This is a genomic window from Gemmobacter sp. 24YEA27 (assembly GCF_030052995.1).
GTDB lineage: Bacteria > Pseudomonadota > Alphaproteobacteria > Rhodobacterales > Rhodobacteraceae > Pseudogemmobacter.
Genome location: NZ_JASJPW010000001.1, coordinates 1,133,365 through 1,149,173, shown reverse-complemented (window position 1 = coordinate 1,149,173; position 15,809 = coordinate 1,133,365). Strand labels below are relative to the sequence as shown.

At 63.9% G+C, this 15,809-nt stretch carries 13 protein-coding genes and 1 pseudogene; 9 read left to right on the top strand and 5 right to left on the bottom strand.

The features are described from left to right. The first annotated feature begins 106 nt into the window (after window positions 1–106). Entirely contained in the window at window positions 107–1,345 is a 1,239-nt protein-coding gene (locus QNO18_RS05685; protein WP_283176909.1) for an FAD-dependent monooxygenase, read from the top strand. 32 nt (window positions 1,346–1,377) lie between these two features. On the opposite strand, the gene QNO18_RS05680 is transcribed toward QNO18_RS05685, so the two are convergent. Then, on the bottom strand, window positions 1,378–2,025 hold the full coding sequence (locus QNO18_RS05680) for a carbonic anhydrase (RefSeq protein ID WP_092901157.1): 648 nt from the start codon (window positions 2,023–2,025) through the stop codon (window positions 1,378–1,380). 307 nt (window positions 2,026–2,332) lie between these two features. On the opposite strand from QNO18_RS05680, the gene QNO18_RS05675 reads away from it, so the two are divergent. The 3 genes and pseudogenes from QNO18_RS05675 (at window position 2,333) to QNO18_RS05665 (ending at window position 5,068) form a co-directional block, all read left to right on the top strand. Next, entirely contained in the window at window positions 2,333–2,674 is a 342-nt protein-coding gene (locus tag QNO18_RS05675) for a hypothetical protein (RefSeq protein ID WP_283176908.1), read from the top strand. Between the two features lie 155 nt (window positions 2,675–2,829). Then, window positions 2,830–4,234: pseudogene (locus QNO18_RS05670) on the top strand (leucyl aminopeptidase family protein). A gap of 15 nt (window positions 4,235–4,249) precedes the next feature. Beyond that, entirely contained in the window at window positions 4,250–5,068 is an 819-nt protein-coding gene (locus QNO18_RS05665) for an NlpC/P60 family protein (protein WP_283176907.1), read from the top strand. Between the two features lie 114 nt (window positions 5,069–5,182). Here QNO18_RS05665 and QNO18_RS05660 read toward each other — a convergent pair whose 3' ends face one another. Together QNO18_RS05660 and QNO18_RS05655 are read right to left on the bottom strand one after the other, a co-directional pair. Next, a complete protein-coding gene (locus tag QNO18_RS05660) occupies window positions 5,183–5,530 on the bottom strand; it encodes a DUF2794 domain-containing protein (protein WP_092901145.1) in 348 nt (115 codons plus the stop codon). A gap of 79 nt (window positions 5,531–5,609) precedes the next feature. Beyond that, complete coding sequence (locus QNO18_RS05655) at window positions 5,610–6,677, bottom strand: asparaginase (RefSeq protein ID WP_283176906.1); 1,068 nt, start codon at window positions 6,675–6,677, stop codon at window positions 5,610–5,612. A 186-nt stretch (window positions 6,678–6,863) separates the two neighbouring features. On the opposite strand from QNO18_RS05655, the gene QNO18_RS05650 reads away from it, so the two are divergent. From QNO18_RS05650 to QNO18_RS05635, 4 genes are all read left to right on the top strand, one after another. Next, complete coding sequence (locus QNO18_RS05650; protein WP_283176905.1) at window positions 6,864–7,385, top strand: invasion associated locus B family protein; 522 nt, start codon at window positions 6,864–6,866, stop codon at window positions 7,383–7,385. A 149-nt stretch (window positions 7,386–7,534) separates the two neighbouring features. Continuing rightward, the gene (rlmN, locus tag QNO18_RS05645; protein WP_198836048.1) at window positions 7,535–8,737 is read left to right on the top strand and encodes a 23S rRNA (adenine(2503)-C(2))-methyltransferase RlmN; all 1,203 of its coding nucleotides are present in this window, start codon (window positions 7,535–7,537) and stop codon (window positions 8,735–8,737) included. A 112-nt stretch (window positions 8,738–8,849) separates the two neighbouring features. Further along, the gene (locus tag QNO18_RS05640) at window positions 8,850–10,208 is read left to right on the top strand and encodes an esterase-like activity of phytase family protein (protein ID WP_283176904.1); all 1,359 of its coding nucleotides are present in this window, start codon (window positions 8,850–8,852) and stop codon (window positions 10,206–10,208) included. Between the two features lie 139 nt (window positions 10,209–10,347). Further along, the gene (locus QNO18_RS05635; protein WP_283176903.1) at window positions 10,348–11,550 is read left to right on the top strand and encodes a crosslink repair DNA glycosylase YcaQ family protein; all 1,203 of its coding nucleotides are present in this window, start codon (window positions 10,348–10,350) and stop codon (window positions 11,548–11,550) included. Between the two features lie 221 nt (window positions 11,551–11,771). Here the strand turns inward: QNO18_RS05635 and QNO18_RS05630 are convergent, their stop codons facing one another. Next, window positions 11,772–13,676 carry a methyl-accepting chemotaxis protein gene (locus QNO18_RS05630; protein WP_283176902.1) on the bottom strand — a complete coding sequence of 635 codons (1,905 nt, stop codon included), beginning with the start codon at window positions 13,674–13,676 and terminating at the stop codon, window positions 11,772–11,774. A 220-nt stretch (window positions 13,677–13,896) separates the two neighbouring features. On the opposite strand from QNO18_RS05630, the gene zapE reads away from it, so the two are divergent. After that, window positions 13,897–15,003 carry a cell division protein ZapE gene (gene zapE, locus QNO18_RS05625; RefSeq protein ID WP_283176901.1) on the top strand — a complete coding sequence of 369 codons (1,107 nt, stop codon included), beginning with the start codon at window positions 13,897–13,899 and terminating at the stop codon, window positions 15,001–15,003. Window positions 15,004–15,044: 41 nt separating this feature from the next. On the opposite strand, the gene QNO18_RS05620 is transcribed toward zapE, so the two are convergent. Next, window positions 15,045–15,809: a TSUP family transporter gene (locus QNO18_RS05620; RefSeq protein ID WP_283176900.1), complete on the bottom strand. Its 765-nt coding sequence runs from the start codon at window positions 15,807–15,809 to the stop codon at window positions 15,045–15,047.

The window sequence follows — 15,809 nt, the reverse complement described above, 5'->3', positions numbered from 1 at the left end:
GTCTCTCCGCCAGTCTCGCCACCATTCGCGCCGACGCTAGCGACATGTCGCGCGGGCGACAATCCCGCGCATGGACAAACCGCCGCGCCGGGTCTAGCGATGCCCTATGACAAAGCGGAACCAACACAGCGATGTGCTGATTGCGGGCGGCGGGCTGAACGGGCCGGCGCTGGCGCTGGCTTTGGCGCAAGGCGGGCTGTCGGTCACGGTGGTCGATCAGCGCCCGGCGCCTGCGCGCGCCGAGGTCGGGTTTGACGGTCGCGCCTATGCGCTCTCCATCGCCTCGAAACGGCTCCTGAGTGCCATCGGGATCTGGGATCAGGTGGCTGATAAATCGCAGCCAATCCACCGCATCAAAGCCAGCGACGGGCGACAAGGCGAAGGCCCCGCGCCGTTTTTCCTGAATTTCGACGCGGATGAGATCGAAGAAGGCCCGATGGGCTTTATGCTTGAGGACCGCTTCCTCTATGGCGCATTTCTTGACGCGATGCGCGAGACGCCGGGGGTCACGCTGATCTCGGGCGAGACGGTCAGCGGTCAGGCGCCGGGCGCGGCCGGGGTCGGAGTGACGCTCGCATCGGGCGAGGCGCTGGCGGCGCGGCTGCTCGTGGGCTGTGACGGGCGCGGATCAGGCGTGGCGGCGCGCGCGGGCATCCGACGTCTGGGCGCGGGTTACGGTCAGACCGCGCTGGTAACGGCGGTGCGCCATGAGATGCATCACCAGGGCTGCGCGCAGCAATTCTTCATGCCGGGCGGGCCGCTGGCGATCCTGCCGCTTGTGGGCGGTCATCATTCCTCGATTGTCTGGAGTGAGGAGAGCAGGCTTGCCGCCCGGATCGCCGCGCTGGATGACGTGGATTTCCTGACTGCGCTGAAGCCCCGTTTCGGCGATTTCCTTGGCGCGATCAGCCTGGCAGGGGCACGGTTCACCTATCCGCTGTCACTGTCGCTGGCCGAGCATTTCGTGGCGGACCGCGTGGCCCTGGTTGGCGACGCCGCGCATGGCGTTCATCCCGTGGCGGGCCAGGGGCTGAACCTTGGCCTGCGCGATGTGGCAGCCCTGGCCGAGGTGCTGATCATGGCGCAGCGCCGTGGCGAAGACATCGGCGGCGGTGTCGCGCTGGAGGAATACCAGCGCTGGCGCCGGTTTGATTCGACGCTGCTGGCGCTTGGCATGGATGCGGTGACGCGGCTGTTCTCGAACGACAATCCGATCCTGCGGCTGGGCCGCGATCTGGGCCTCGGCGCGGTCAATGCAGCGCCTGGCCTCAGACGCCGTTTCATCCGCCAGGCGGCGGGGTTGAGCGGCGAGCTTCCGAAACTGCTGACAGGCCGACCCGTCTGAACAGCGCTTTTGAACGGCCCGTCTGAAGCGGCTCAGACGGGAACGAAAACGCCTTTCTCGGGATCAAACTGTTCCAGTTCGCCCTCGCCGGTATTGTTCCACATGCCGTGCAGCGTCAGCATGTCATTCTCGACCGCGTTTTTCACGAAGGGGAAGGTCATCAGGTTTTCAAGGCTGACCAGCACCGCCTCTTTCTCAAGCGCGGGCAGGATCACGTCCTCGGGCAGATGGGCGACTTTCTCGAAGCCGGGGCGCAGAATATCCATCCAGCGGCCGACGAAACTGGTCTTTTCTTCCAGCTCAGGCGCATGGCCGGTGCACATGTCATGGCAGCCCTTGACGCCACCGCAATTCGAATGCCCGACCACCAGGATATGCGCGACCTTCAGCGCGGTCACCGCATATTCCACCGCCGCCGAAGTGCCGTGATTCTTGCCGTCCGGCGTATAGGGCGGCACGAGGCCCGCGATATTGCGGTGAATGAAGAACTCACCCTCATCCGCGCCGAAAATCGAGGTGACATGCACGCGTGAGTCGCAGCAGGAAATCACCATGGCGCGCGGGTGCTGACCGCTTTCCGCAAGGCGGCGATACCACGCCCGGTTGTTCTGATAGCTGGTTGCACGCCAGCCGTGAAAGCGCTGGACAAGGTATTGCGGAAGAATGCGGGCCTGGATCATGGGCTTGCTCCTTGGTTGCTCTGAGTACTTCGCATTTGCAGAAATTGCGAGGGGCAAAATCGCCACAAAACCGATGCGAGCCCTGCAGGTTTAGCGAAGTCGAAAGCAAATCGCTGCAAAGATCTGTGTGGGTAATGGGAAATTTCCGCCAGGGCGGCGCGCGTTTCCGGCCCGTCCTGCGGCGCTCAATGCCGTCAGGCGGGCCGGGCTGCGATCGCTCTGGTGGTGGTTTTGGGGGTTTGGCCTGGTGGGGCCACGGGGTAAGGCAATGGGGACCATACAAATACTGCATCCGCAGGAGCGGATTTTGCAGGATGGCGAAGTAATCGCATCTATCTATCGCAGCCTTGGCACGGCTGCGGCCGATCAGGTCGTAAGCCGCGCTTTGGGAGAGCTGGCGCAGGTGCTGGCAGGTCTGGCCAGTCAGATCCGCGATCATGAATTGCAGAGCGCGGACCGGCAGCTGCAAAAGCTCCGCGCCATGGCGGATAACCTCGGCATGCAGAGCCTGGAACGCGCAGCTTCGGATGCACGCCTTTGCCTGAGGCGGGGCGATGGCACGGCTTTCGCCGCGGTCTGGGCGCGGATTTTACGGATCGCGCGGCGCTCGCTCAACCCGGGTCCGGAATTCGCCGATGGATCGCTGTAGCCACTGCTGCGGGCCGGGAAAGCTCTCGGGATCACCTGTGTGTTCCCCTCACGCGAGCGCCCCTTGCAGCCGGAAGCCCGCCAGGCCAGTCTCGCGCAATCACTGACCGCGCGACCAGGCCCCGGCCTGGCGGCAACATAGAACCGGACCCGATCATGGCAGAGCAGACCAGAACAGAGCCCCGCTTCCTCGAACCAGGCGCGGGGTCTCTGCCGCTCTATATCGTCACCCCTGCCGGCCTGCCGGAGTTTCTGGCCGGAAAAGGTGCCGAATTCGCACCCTGGCTGCGGGCCAGCGGCTTTGAGGCGGCGGCGGGCGAGCTGCGCCTCCTCCCGGGGGCGATGGCATCCAGGGCGCGGTGGCGGGGCTGGGCACAGACCGCGCCCGGGCCCGGCAGCGCTTTGTGCTGGCCAAAGCCGCAAGCGCGCTGCCCGATGGCACCACCTGGCATTTCGCGACCGAACTCGCCGCCGATCTCGCCTCCGAGGCGGCGCTTGGCTGGCTCCTGGCCTCCTACCGGTTCGACCGCTACCGCCCCGGCAAACCCCGGCGCAGCCTGCGCAACTCGTTGTGCCCGCCGGCGTCAATGCGCGGCAGATCGAGGCGATGGCGGCGGGCGAATTCCTCACCCGTGATCTGATCAACACCCCCGCCCGCGATATGGGCCCAGACGAGCTGGAAAGCGCCTTCCTCGCGCTCGCGGCCGAACATGGCGCCACCACACAGGTGATCCGGGGCGATGATCTGATCACGCAGAATTTTCCGCTTATTCATGCGGTTGGCCAGGCAAGCCCGCGCGCGCCGCGCCTGCTTGACCTTCGCTGGGGCAGCACGGGCCCGCGCCTCACCCTGGTCGGCAAGGGCGTCTGTTTCGACACGGGCGGCCTCGATATCAAACCGCCAAACGGCATGCTTCTGATGAAAAAGGACATGGGGGGTGCCGCCACCACCATGGGCCTTGCAAAGATGATCATGGCCCTGAACCTGCCGATCCGGCTGCGGCTGCTGGTGCCGGCGGTGGAAAACGTGATCGCGGGCAATGCCCAAAAGCCGAAAGACATCGTGACCAGCCGCAAGGGGCTGACGGTCGAGATCAATGATACCGATGCCGAAGGCCGCCTCGTGCTCGCCGATGCGCTGGCCTTTGCGACCGAGGAAGACACGGATGCGCTGATCACCATGGCGACGCTGACCGGCGCTGCGCGGATCGCGGTCGGCCCCGATCTCGCCCCCTATTGGGCGCAGGATGATGCGATGGCCGCAGCTCTGGAACGCGGGGCAAAATCCGGCTTCGACCCGGTCTGGCGGCTGCCCTTCCACGAGGCTTATGAGCCGGTGATCGAACCCGGTATCGCCGATCTCGACAATGCGCCCGGCTTCGGCTTTGCCGGGGCGATCACGGCGGCGCTTTTCCTGCGCCGTTTTGCCGATCACCCGCGCTACATGCATTTCGACATCTATGGCCATACGCCCTCTGACGCACCAGCGCGGCCCAAAGGCGGCGCGGGCCAGGGGGCGCGGGCGATCCTGAACGCCTTGCCCGAAATCCTGGGGCTATAAGGATGGGCCACTGACATGGACCGCCGGCTGACCCCGTTTTCCGGCCGGATCGGCCATATCTCGCTGAGGGGGCGCATCGCGGATGTCCCCCTGACCGAGGGGGAGCCTGCGCAGATTGGAACCCCACTGGCGCCGCTGCTGGCCGCACCGGCAGGGGCGATCGACCGGCAGCTGATCTTTGGCGACGAGGTCACGGTGATCGACCGGCGGGAGGGCCATATCTTCTTGATGGCCGCGAAAGACGGCTATTGTGGCTGGGTGGCGGCAACCAGCCTCGCCCCGCCCCGCGCGGCCTCGCATCGTGTGCACAGCCCGGCAACCCATCTTTATCCGGAACCCCGCGTCCAGGCTCCGCCGCTGATGCCCCTTTGGCTGAACGCCCGCGTCACGGTCACCGGCGAAACCGGCTCCTGGACGGAAACCCCCGATGGCTTTATCCCGAAATCCCATCTTGCGCCGCTGGACCAGGCGGCGCGGGATCCGGTCACGGTCGCACAATCCCTTCTTGATGCCCCCTATCTCTGGGGTGGGAACTCCGCCGCCGGGGTCGATTGTTCGGGCCTTGTGCAACTTGCCTTCCATGCCGCCGGCCTCGCCTGCCCAGGCGACAGCGATCTGCAGCAGAGCATCGGCCAGGCCATCCCCGACAGCGCCCCCCTGCACCGCGGAGACCTGTTGTTCTGGAAAGGCCATGTCGCGCTGATGACCAGCCCGACCCGGCTGATCCACGCCAATGGCTATACGATGTCGGTGGCCTATGAAGACCTCGCGGCCGCCATTGCCAGAATTCGGTCCCATTACGGAGGCGACCTCATCACCCGCCGCCGTCCCTGACAGCACACCGGTCAAAAAACTGCGCAGCGGCAATTCATCATGGCGACAACATGCCGGGGTTCTGCAGGGCCGGCATCCCTCCGGCAGTTATGCTGAAATTGCTCCCCTCAGCTCTCAGCCAACCGGTCGGATCAGCTTGCGCTCCAGCACTCTGAGCACCTGTTCCAGCTCATGCCCGCGCCGCAGAACCTGGCCGCCCTCGCCGAGAACGGCATAGATCCCCTGCTTCAGCCGCAGCTTCGGGCGCTTTTCGATGCGGTAAAGCGGGGTCTCGGCGCTGCGACGGAAGACCGAGAAAACCGCCGCCTCCCGCCCATGCGAAATGCCGTAATCCCGCCATTCGCCGGCGGCCACCATCATCCCGTAAAGCCGCAGGATTACAGAGAGCTCCTGCCGCTGGAACGCGACGATCTCCGGCTCTTTACCACCCGCCGGAAAGGGAAGGGGCGCTTCCATGTTCATGCAACCAGTCTGCCCGCCGCTTTGCCACAAATCAAGCGCTGCGCGACACAGCTTCGTTACACTCCGGGTCACGGCCCTTTCACAGGCCGCATCTCAGGACGTGCCCCCTCACGCCGGGGTCAGGCCAATCCGGCGGCGCCCGAACCTCACCGGTCACCAGCCCACGCCAGTTCTTTTGCACCGGGTTAAGCCAGCGCGACACCTGCGGATCGCCTGCCTCGACCACGCCCAGCCGCACCAGAAGCGCCGCAATCGCGGCTTCAGAGGCGCGGTGATTGCCGTCGACGGCCTTGATCGCGATGCCGATACCGCGTTCCGGCAGGATGCCGATAAACACCCCTTCGGCGCCGGTCTTCACCGCAGCGCGGCCGCGCGCGGCCCGCATCAGCCCGGTACAGGCGCGGCCTTCGCCCGCGACCAGTTCCGGATGCGCCATCATCGCCTCGCGCAGTGCAACCATCGCTTCGGCCCTGGCGCCCTGCCCCGGTTTTGCATTGGCAAAACCGGCCATCGCGCGGCCAAGCCCTTCCAGGCTCAGCGCGAAATTCGGTGCCGAGCAGCCATCAATCCCCCAGCCCGAGATCTCCTCGCCCGCAACCTCAGAGGTCGCATCGCGGATCGCACGCTGCAAAGGATGGTCGATCTCGTGATAGTCGGGCCCCCAGCCCTGATGCTGCACCACGGTCAGGAAACCACAATGTTTACCCGAACAGTTATTGTGCAGCTGGCAGGGCGCCTCTCCCTCGCGGATCAGCCGGTTGCGCTCCTCGCGGTCGGCGGGCTCATGTGCGCCACAGCGCAGATCCGGCTCGGTAAGATCCAGATCCGCCAGCCAGCGCCCGGTTTTTGACACATGCAGATGCGCGCCCTCATGGCTCGCGCAGGCAAGTGCCAGATGCTCGCTCCCCAGCCTGCGATCCGCTGCCGCGCCGGTCTCGATCAAAGGCAGCGCCTGGATCATCTTGCACGACGAGCGGGGAAAAATCACCGCCGACGGGTTCCCCCAGGCCTCGATGATCCCCTTGGCATCGCAGATCACCGCATGCCCCAGATGGGTGCTTTCCAACACGCCACCGCGCCAGAGTTCCGCCAGCGGAGCGGCTCCGCTATCGACCCTGCGACCGTCACTTCCTGTTTTCCGCGCCATTCCGTCCCTCACAGATGTGCGATTTTCTGCGCAGAGGGCTTTTACCCCCTGCCATTTTTAAGTATTTCTGCAATATCGGGTTCAGAAAGCGCCTGCCAGATCAGAATGGCCCCTATCAGAACGGCCGCAAGACTGAGGCAAGGCGTAAACAGAGGCAAGAGACAGCTTGGAGGCTGCGTCAGACATATGACTATCGCCCTTCGTCGCGCCATTGGCGTCTGCGCAATCATCCTGGCCGCCCCCTTCGCGGCATCGGCTCAGGAATCGACCAATCTCGTCACATCAATGACGGACTGGAACGTCTTTGTGGACGGCAATCCGAAAGAATGCTGGGGCGTCTCGAAACCGCGGGAATCCGTCAATACCAAGGATGGCCAGCCGGTTTCAGTGCGGCGTGGTGACGTTCTGCTTTTCGTGACCTACCGTCCGGGCGTCGCGCCGCAAGTGTCATTCACCGGTGGCTACCCCTTTGCCAGCGGCTCGACCGTGACGGTTGCCGTCGGCAGTTCGACCTTTAATCTGTTCTCGGATGGCGAATGGGCCTGGTCGGGTTCAGCCGAAGACGATGCCACCCTGATCCGCGCGCTGCGTGGCGGTGCCGATGCGGTGGTCTCGGCGCGTTCGGGCCGTGGCACCCAGACCCGCGACAAATTCAGCCTGCGCGGCTTCTCGGCCGCGATGGATGACGCGGCGGCGCGCTGCAAATAAGCAGCATCACCGGCAAATATTCCGCGCTCCGCCCTCCGGCGGGGCGCTTTCATTTTCGCCGCTTTCATATTTGGGGCCAATCGCGTATAGCGCAGCCTGACAATAGCCAGATCGCCTGTAGCAAGGCTCTATCCTGAAGGATCTGCCAGATGAACGACCTCACCCCCGCCCGCGCGGTTGATGCCCCGATCACACAAGATGTGATGACGATTCCGCGCAAACTGCCGGAGACGGACAAGGTCAATCTCGTCGGCCTGACCCGCGCCCAGCTGAAAGACGCGCTGATCGCTGCCGGCACGCCCGAGAAACAGGCGAAGATGCGGGTCGGCCAGGTCTGGCAATGGGTTTACTATTGGGGCGTGCGCGATTTCGCACTGATGACCAATCTCGCCAAAGACTACCGCGCGCTGTTGTCTGCGAAATTCGAGATCGCACTGCCCGAGATCGTGACGCGCCAGGTCTCGGCCGATGGCACCCGCAAATACCTTCTGCGCATCGCCGGTGGCCATGAGGTCGAGGCGGTCTATATCCCCGAGGAAGGCCGCGGCACGCTTTGCGTGTCGAGCCAGGTCGGCTGCACGCTGACCTGTTCCTTCTGCCATACCGGCACGCAGAAACTGGTGCGCAACCTGACGGCGGGCGAGATCGTCGGCCAGGTCATGCTGGCACGTGACGACCTGGGCGAATGGCCGGAACCGGGCCAGGGCTCGACCGGCGAGCGCCTTTTGTCGAATATCGTCCTGATGGGCATGGGCGAGCCGCTCTATAATTTCGACGCCGTCCGTGACGCGATGCTGATCGTGCGCGACGACGAAGGCATCGCTTTGGGGCGCCGCCGCATCACGCTTTCAACCTCGGGCGTGGTGCCCGAGATTGCGCGCTGCGCCGAGGAAATCGGCTGCCAGCTGGCGATCAGCTTCCACGCCACCACGGATGAGGTGCGTGACAAGCTGGTGCCGATCAACAAGAAATGGAACCTCGCGACGCTCCTGGGCGCGCTGCGCGACTATCCGCGCCTGTCGAATTCGGAACGCATCACCTTTGAATATGTGATGCTCAAGGGCGTGAACGACTCTGACGCTGATGCGCGCCGGCTGGTGAAGTTGATCCAGGGCATCCCCGCCAAGATCAACCTGATCCCGTTCAATGAATGGCCCGGCTCGCCCTATGAGCGCTCGGACTGGGAGCGCATCGAGGCTTTCGCCGATATCATCTATAAGGCCGGTTACGCCTCGCCGATCCGCACCCCGCGTGGTGAGGATATCATGGCGGCCTGCGGTCAGCTGAAATCCGCGACCGAACGCGCGCGCAAATCCCGCGCGCAGATCGCGGCGGAAACCGCAGGCGCCTGAGAAATCCGCTCTGTCTGCGATATTGCAACCGTAATGTCGCAGGGCTGAGACCTGACTGTCAGAAAGCGCCGCTACCTGTCCCGCCATGAAACGCGACGACAGGAGTTCGCCCATGCGCCCCGGCCTCACCCTTGCTTTGACCACTGCCCTGACCGGCCTCATCGCCCTGCCCGCCATCGCGGAAGAGAAATTCCCCGTCAGACTGGCCGGCCATGCCTTCCTGCCGGCCTTTACCATGGTAACCCCACCGGCCGACGCACCGCGTGACCTCTGGGTCTCGGGGAAGTTCACCGGCAAGACCCGCAATGAGGCGCCGATGAGCGTGATGGGGGATGTCGGCAAGGCCTACGGCGCGCATCCGACCGGCATTTCGCTGCCCTTTATCGGCCAGCCTGTGCAGGGCTTGTCGGGCTTTGCGATGAACCGCGCGGAAGATGGCAGCTGGTTCACGCTGACCGATAACGGCTTCGGCACAAAGCTGAATTCCCCCGACGCGATGCTGATGTTCCACCGCCTGGCGCCCGATTTCACCTCTGGCAAGGTCGAACGGCTGGAGACGGTGTTCCTGAAGGATCCCGGCCACGTCGTCCCCTTCCGCATCGCGAATGAGGGCACTGAAGGCCGCTATCTGACCGGCGCGGATTTCGACCCGGAATCGATCCAGTACCTGAATGACGAGATCTGGATCGGTGAGGAATTCGGCCCCTTCATCCTGCGCGTCGGCCTCGATGGCGTGGTGAAATCGGTACATCAGACCATGATGGACGGCGTGGCGCTGACCGGCCCCGACACGCCCGGCACCGTGGTTCCTGCGGTTCCCGGCACCGATTACCGCGTCCAGCGCTCGGGCGGCTATGAAGGTATGGGGCTGCAGCCCGGCAGCAATCTGCTGTGGGGCATGCTGGAAAAACCGTTGCTGATCGAAGGCGGCGAGATCGAGGGCGATTTCCTGCGCGTCTTCACCTTTGACACGGCCAAGGCCGACTGGACCGGCGACAGTTTCAAATTCCGCCTGGCAGAAGGCGCGAAGGCGATCGGCGATTTCAACTTTATCGACGAGACCCGCGCTTTGGTGATCGAGCGCGACAATGGCGAGGGCGACGCCGCGCTGGCCTGTGCCGAGGGTGCCACTGATATGGTAAGCTGCTACCCGCAGCCGGCGCGGGTGAAGAATATCGTGCTGGTCGACACTGCCGCGACTGACGCTGATGGGTTTATCAAACGCATCGGCCATATCGACCTGATGGATATCCAGGATCCGGATGGCAAGGCGCTGGCGGGTCTGAAACCGGCAGAGGGGCCTTTCACCTTCCCCTTCTTCACCATCGAGGATGTGGCGCGGGTGGATGAGACCCATATCCTGGTCGCCAATGACAATAACCTGCCCTTCTCGGGCGGGCGCGAGATCGGTCGCGCGGCGGATAACGAGTTCATCCTGCTCTCGGTGCCGGAACTGCTTGCCGCACGCTGAAACCGTTTCGGCCCCGGGGCGTGCAACCCACGGGGCCGGGCGCCTTTCGCCATATATTCTTTCTAAAGGCCGGGCCCGTGCCCGGCCGTCTCCCATGCGCGCCGCTTGACCTCTGGCTGCGGCCTGCTACCCCTGTCACATGTCGCAGCCCGTGATTTCCAATCAGACCGCCCGCCGGATTTTTCTCGACCGACATGCGCTTGCCGAGGCGCCAACCGGCCCGGCCACCGGCGCCGCCCTTGCGGCCCTGATCGACCGCATCGGCTTTGTCCAGATCGACAGCATCGCCACGGTCGGGCGGGCGCATGACATGATCCTTTACGCGCGGCGGCAAAATTACCGGCCGGACGGGATGAAGCCCCTGATCGAGCGTGACCGGCTTTTGTGGGAACACTGGACCCATGACGCCTCGATCCTGCCGGTCTCGATCTTCCCGCATTGGCATCACCGTTTCGACGAGAACCGGCGGACATTGGTAAAGCGCTGGACCGGCTGGCAAAAACCCGGTTTCGAAGCCGAATTCGACCGCATCTTGCAACATGTCTCGGACCACGGGCCCGTCAGTTCTTCGGATTTCACCAAAGACACGCCGCGCGAAAAGGGCGGCTGGTGGGACTGGCATCCGTCCAAGGCGGCCCTCGAATATCTCTGGCAGTCCGGCGCATTGGCGATTGCCCGTCGCGATGCCTTTCGCAAAGTCTATGATCTTGCGGAACGGGTCATACCTGCCGCGCTCCATCATCACAGGCCCCACCGGGAAGAAACGGTGGACTGGGCCTGCCGTTCAGCGCTGGACAGGCTTGGCTTTGCGACCAGCGGCGAACTTGCCGCCTATTGGAAGGCCATCAGCCCGGCAGAGGCACAGGGCTGGTGCGAGGCGGCACTGCGCCGGGGCGAGGTCGCAAGGGCGAAGATCGAGGGTTGGCAGGGGCAAAGTCGCGACGTCTTTCTCTGGCCAGACACCCTGAACGAAAGTCCGCCCGAACCTCCGGGCCGGATCAGGATCCTGTCGCCCTTTGACCCTGCCCTGCGGGATCGCAAACGCGCAGAGTTCCTCTTTGGCTTCTTCTATCGCATTGAAATCTATGTCCCGGAAGAAAAGCGGCAATATGGCTATTACGTCTTTCCGGTCCTGGAGGGTGACCGGATCATCGGCCGGATGGATGTGAAGGCCCATCGCTCCAGCGGGTGCCTGCGGGTCGCAGGGTTCTGGCCTGAGACCGGGATCCGGGCCGGAAGCGGGCGGCAGGCAAGACTTCAGGCCGAAATGGAACGGCTCGCGCGGTTTGCCGGCTGCACGACGATAGAATGGCTGCCGGGCTGGGATCGCTCCGCGCGCTGACTGTCCCTCCCGATCCGGCAAGCGAGCCCTCTGCGATGGCAGGTCGCTTTACCGGGTCTCTCTGCGACGGGTGTCGCTTGGGGCAAAGACTGTCCGACGACCTGATCCCGGATACGGACAGTCAGCCGCCGCAGGGCAGATGCCGCTCCGCCTGCCCCCCGGGATCCCCATGAGCAGATGTTGTGGCATCCCCCCGGGAACTGACCGGGGGCCACATCTGATCAGAAGTCTTCCCATTGCTGCGCGCCGTCATGGGTGCCGGTACGGGCGATCGGGATCGGCTGGAACCCTTCGGGCGTGCGTGCCGGGGTGGGCAGACGGATCTCCGGCGCCCGTTTCGTTGCCTCTCTGGCTGCAGGCACCACAAAGCGCTGCAGCGTTTCACTCAGTTTCTGCGCATCATTATGCAAAGCGTCGGAAGAGGTTGTGCTCTGCACCACCACCGCCGCATTGCGCTGCGTGACCTCGTCCAGCTGTTTCACCCCGGTATTGATTTCCGAAAGCCCAAGCGACTGTTCCCGCGCCGAAGCCGCGATATCCGCGATCAGCGTGGTCACCGAATGGATGCGTTCAATCATCCGGTTCAGCGCAGATCCTGTCTCATGCACGAGGGCAGAACCCGCCTCAACCTGCTCGGTCGACTGGCTGATCAGCCGCTTGATCTCGCGCGCCGATTCGGAAGCCCGTTGCGCCAGCGACCTGACTTCGGACGCAACAACGGCGAAACCTTTGCCTGCCTCACCCGCCCTTGCGGCCTCGACCCCGGCATTGAGTGCCAGAAGATTGGTCTGGAACGCGATATCGTCAATCACATCGGTGATGCGGGTGATCTGGCGCGAGCTTTGTTCGATCTGCTCCATTGCGGTGATGGCGCGGTGAACAACCTGGCCGCTTTCCTCGGCCTGACGCCCGTTTTCAGCCATTTGCGTATCGGCATTGGCGGCATTCTCAGCAGTCGACTGCACGCTTGCCGTAAGCTCGTCCAGCGCGGCGGCGGTCTCTTCCAGCGTCGCCGCCTGAGTTTCTGTACGGTTCGACATATCCTGCGAGATCGTATTGAATTCTGCCGCACCGCTGTCGATCGAGCCGGCGATCTGGCGGATCATCACCATGGTTTCCGCCAGCATATCGACCACACCATTGAAATTCTGTCGCAACTCTTCGTAACGGACCGGGAAAGGATCCTCTGCCGGGTTCGAGATCGCCGCCGTCAGATCCAGCCCGGACAGCCGCGCCAGCGAATCCGACAGGTCCCGCACTACCCGGCTCTGCTCGGCCTCCCGACGGGTCGATTCTTCGCTCATCGCTTCGGTCTCAACCACCGACCGGCGCCAGTCTTCAAAGCCGCGGGCAAAGGTGCCGATCTCATCCTGACGGCTCAGCGCGGGCACCTCGACCGTGGCGTCACCGCTGCGAATCCGCTCCAGCACCTGCGAAAGCGATCCAAGCGGTCGCAGCAGCCCCCGATTGGCCAGGAATAGTATAAGGGCACCGATCAGCGAGGCGATGCCGACCCCGATGATCCCCTGGATCTCGGCCGAACGCAGATCTCCGCGCAAGACGGTCTCGGGCACAAAATTACACAGGATCCCGATAACCGTTCCGCTCAGATCACGGATCGGGATCAGGTTGACCGAATAGGTTTCGCCGAAAAGCACCGCCGGGCCCATATAGCGCTCGCCCCGCAGGATATAGGGCCTGGCCGGGTGATCGAGGCCCAGCGGAGAGTCCACCCAGCGGCGCCCAGCCTCGTCAAAGATGCTGGTGGTCACCCGGAAAAAATCGCCGCGCGCATCATCCCAGCGGAGGATCGAGAAATGCGTGCCGGCGGTTTTTTTCGCCTCATCCACCATAGTGTGGTTGCTGAAGGTCGGGATCCCGTCCCAGACGGCGTCGGTCACGTTGCCGCTTGCATCAATCTGATAGCTGAGCCCCGCGAAAGTGTCCTGCGTGATCGCGGCGGTCATACGCGTGGCCATCAGGATCAGCGTCTGCAGTCTTTCCTCAACCACCTGCGAAACTTTGTGACTGGCGAGCCAGACGCCGAGCCCCCCCACAAGCAGGAACATGACAAGCGAAAGGCCGGTCAGCTTGGTGACGAGGCCGAGTGAACGCAGCCGATTCATTAGATAAACCCCCGGGGTCAGACATGTTACCCCGGCAGAATCGGACAAGCAGGTATAGATTCGGTTAGTGGAAATGGGGGTAATTCGATTTGTCGCTATTATTCCCGGACCGGCATGCCCCCGTCAGCCTCCACCGGTCCGCATTCACCCCGCCACTTTCCCCCGCCAGCTGCCGCGTCTGGTGCTTCCCGCCCCGGCGCCGCCCGGCTATAAAGCGCGGATGCGACAGACCCTTTCCGAGATTTACGAGGCCCGGGTGGCCGATGGCAGCCTGCGCCCCGACCCGGCACAGCGCGATGTAATGCCCCTGCTCGAGAGCCTGCGCGACTGGCTCGAGAGCCATCCGCCGCGCAAAGGCGGCTTTCTGTCGGGCCTGTTCGGCAAGGCGCCTCCGGCGGCGCCGAAGGGGCTTTATCTCTGGGGCGGCGTCGGGCGTGGCAAATCGATGCTGATGGATCTTTTCACCGAAATGACGGCGATCGAGGCGAAACGCCGCGTGCATTTCCACGCTTTCATGCAGGAAATCCATCACGGGATGCATGAGGCGCGCAAGACCGGCGTCGAGGATGCGCTGGCGCCGGTGGCGGCAAAGATCACGCGCGAGCTGCGGTTGCTGGCCTTTGACGAGATGCAGATCACCGATATCACCGATGCGATGATCATGGGGCGGCTGTTCGAGAAATTCTTTGCGGCGGGCCTGGTGGTTGTAGTGACCTCGAACCGCCCTCCCGAGGATCTGTACAAGAACGGGCTGAACCGGCAGCTCTTCCTGCCGTTCATCGACATCCTGCGCGAAAAGCTGGTGATCCATGAGATCGTCAGCGCCAATGATTATCGCCAGCACCGGCTGACCGGGGCGCAGGTCTGGTTCCAGCCCGCCGGCAGCAATCACGGCCGGATCGATGCGATCTGGAACGACCTTACCGGCGGCGCTGCGGGCACGGCGTTGCGGCTGCCGGTCAATGGCCGCGAGGTCGAGCTGCCGCGCTTTGCCAGCGGCGTCGGGCGCGCGGGCTTTTACGATCTTTGCGCCCGCCCGCTGGGGGCCGCGGATTTTCTTGCGATTGCCAGCGCCTGCCGGGTGCTGATTCTGGAAGATATCCCGCAGCTCTCGGCATCGAACTATAATGAGGCAAAGCGTTTTGTGACGCTGGTCGACGCGCTTTACGAGGCAAAGGTGCGGCTGATCGCATCGGCGGCGGATGAGCCGGAGCGGTTATACCTCGAAGGCACCGGCGCCTTTGAATTTGAACGCACCGCGAGCCGGCTGCGCGAGATGCAGGACGCGACATGGGGATCCGATCACAGGGATCCCGGTGCAGAATAAGGTGCCTCCCGGTCCCCCGTCCGTCAGTATGACCCTGGGGGTCAGCCGTGGAATATCTGCCATATCAGACGCAATGCCATAGCGCCCGAGGTCACGACCAGCAGCGGTCGGATCAGCTGTGCCCCGATCCGCATGGCCAGCTTCGCCCCGATCCAGGCGCCGAGCGTCTGGGTCAGCGCCATGCCCAGCCCCACCAGCCAGAGCACATTTCCCGAAGGTATGAACACCGCAAGCGAGCCAAGATTTGACGCGAAATTCAGGAGTTTGGTATGGGCGGTGGCCCGCAGCACCCCATATCCGGCCAACAGCACGAAACCCATCATGAAGAAGCTGCCTGTCCCGGGGCCGAAAAAGCCGTCATAGGCCGCGATGGCGGGCACGATGGTAAAGGCGAAAATCGCGGGCTTCATCCGCTGCACCCGATCCTGATCGCTCAGCCCTTTGCGAAAGGCAAAAAAGCCCGCCACCGCGATCAGCACGACCGGCATGATGATCCGCAAAAGATCCGCCGAAATCAGATGTGCCACCATCGCGCCCGCCGCTGCCGCCAGGGCCGAAATCACCGCCATCGGCAGTTGCTCGGACAGGCGCACATGCCCCGCTTTCGCATAGGTCAGTGCGGCGGTGCCAGAGCCGAAGCTGCCTTGCAGCTTATTGGTGGCCAGCGCCTCGATCGGCGAGACGCCGGCAAGCAGCAAAGCGGGCACCGTGATCAGGCCGCCGCCGCCGGCGATGGAATCGATCATCCCCGCCACAAAGGCCGCAAGCATCAGAAGAAGCGCCAGATCCGTCGCGATTTCAAACAT

Excerpts from the sequence above, each read along its gene's own strand:
- QNO18_RS05685 (WP_283176909.1), top strand. The coding sequence starts at position 107 with ATGACAAAGCGGAACCAACACAGCGATGTGCTGATTGCGGGCGGCGGG.
- QNO18_RS05680 (WP_092901157.1), bottom strand. The coding sequence starts at position 2,025 with ATGATCCAGGCCCGCATTCTTCCGCAATACCTTGTCCAGCGCTTTCAC.
- QNO18_RS05665 (WP_283176907.1), top strand. The coding sequence starts at position 4,250 with ATGGACCGCCGGCTGACCCCGTTTTCCGGCCGGATCGGCCATATCTCG.
- QNO18_RS05660 (WP_092901145.1), bottom strand. The coding sequence starts at position 5,530 with ATGAACATGGAAGCGCCCCTTCCCTTTCCGGCGGGTGGTAAAGAGCCG.
- QNO18_RS05655 (WP_283176906.1), bottom strand. The coding sequence starts at position 6,677 with ATGGCGCGGAAAACAGGAAGTGACGGTCGCAGGGTCGATAGCGGAGCC.
- QNO18_RS05650 (WP_283176905.1), top strand. The coding sequence starts at position 6,864 with ATGACTATCGCCCTTCGTCGCGCCATTGGCGTCTGCGCAATCATCCTG.
- rlmN (WP_198836048.1), top strand. The coding sequence starts at position 7,535 with ATGAACGACCTCACCCCCGCCCGCGCGGTTGATGCCCCGATCACACAA.
- QNO18_RS05640 (WP_283176904.1), top strand. The coding sequence starts at position 8,850 with ATGCGCCCCGGCCTCACCCTTGCTTTGACCACTGCCCTGACCGGCCTC.
- QNO18_RS05635 (WP_283176903.1), top strand. The coding sequence starts at position 10,348 with ATGTCGCAGCCCGTGATTTCCAATCAGACCGCCCGCCGGATTTTTCTC.
- QNO18_RS05630 (WP_283176902.1), bottom strand. The coding sequence starts at position 13,676 with ATGAATCGGCTGCGTTCACTCGGCCTCGTCACCAAGCTGACCGGCCTT.
- zapE (WP_283176901.1), top strand. The coding sequence starts at position 13,897 with ATGCGACAGACCCTTTCCGAGATTTACGAGGCCCGGGTGGCCGATGGC.
- QNO18_RS05620 (WP_283176900.1), bottom strand. The coding sequence starts at position 15,809 with ATGTTTGAAATCGCGACGGATCTGGCGCTTCTTCTGATGCTTGCGGCC.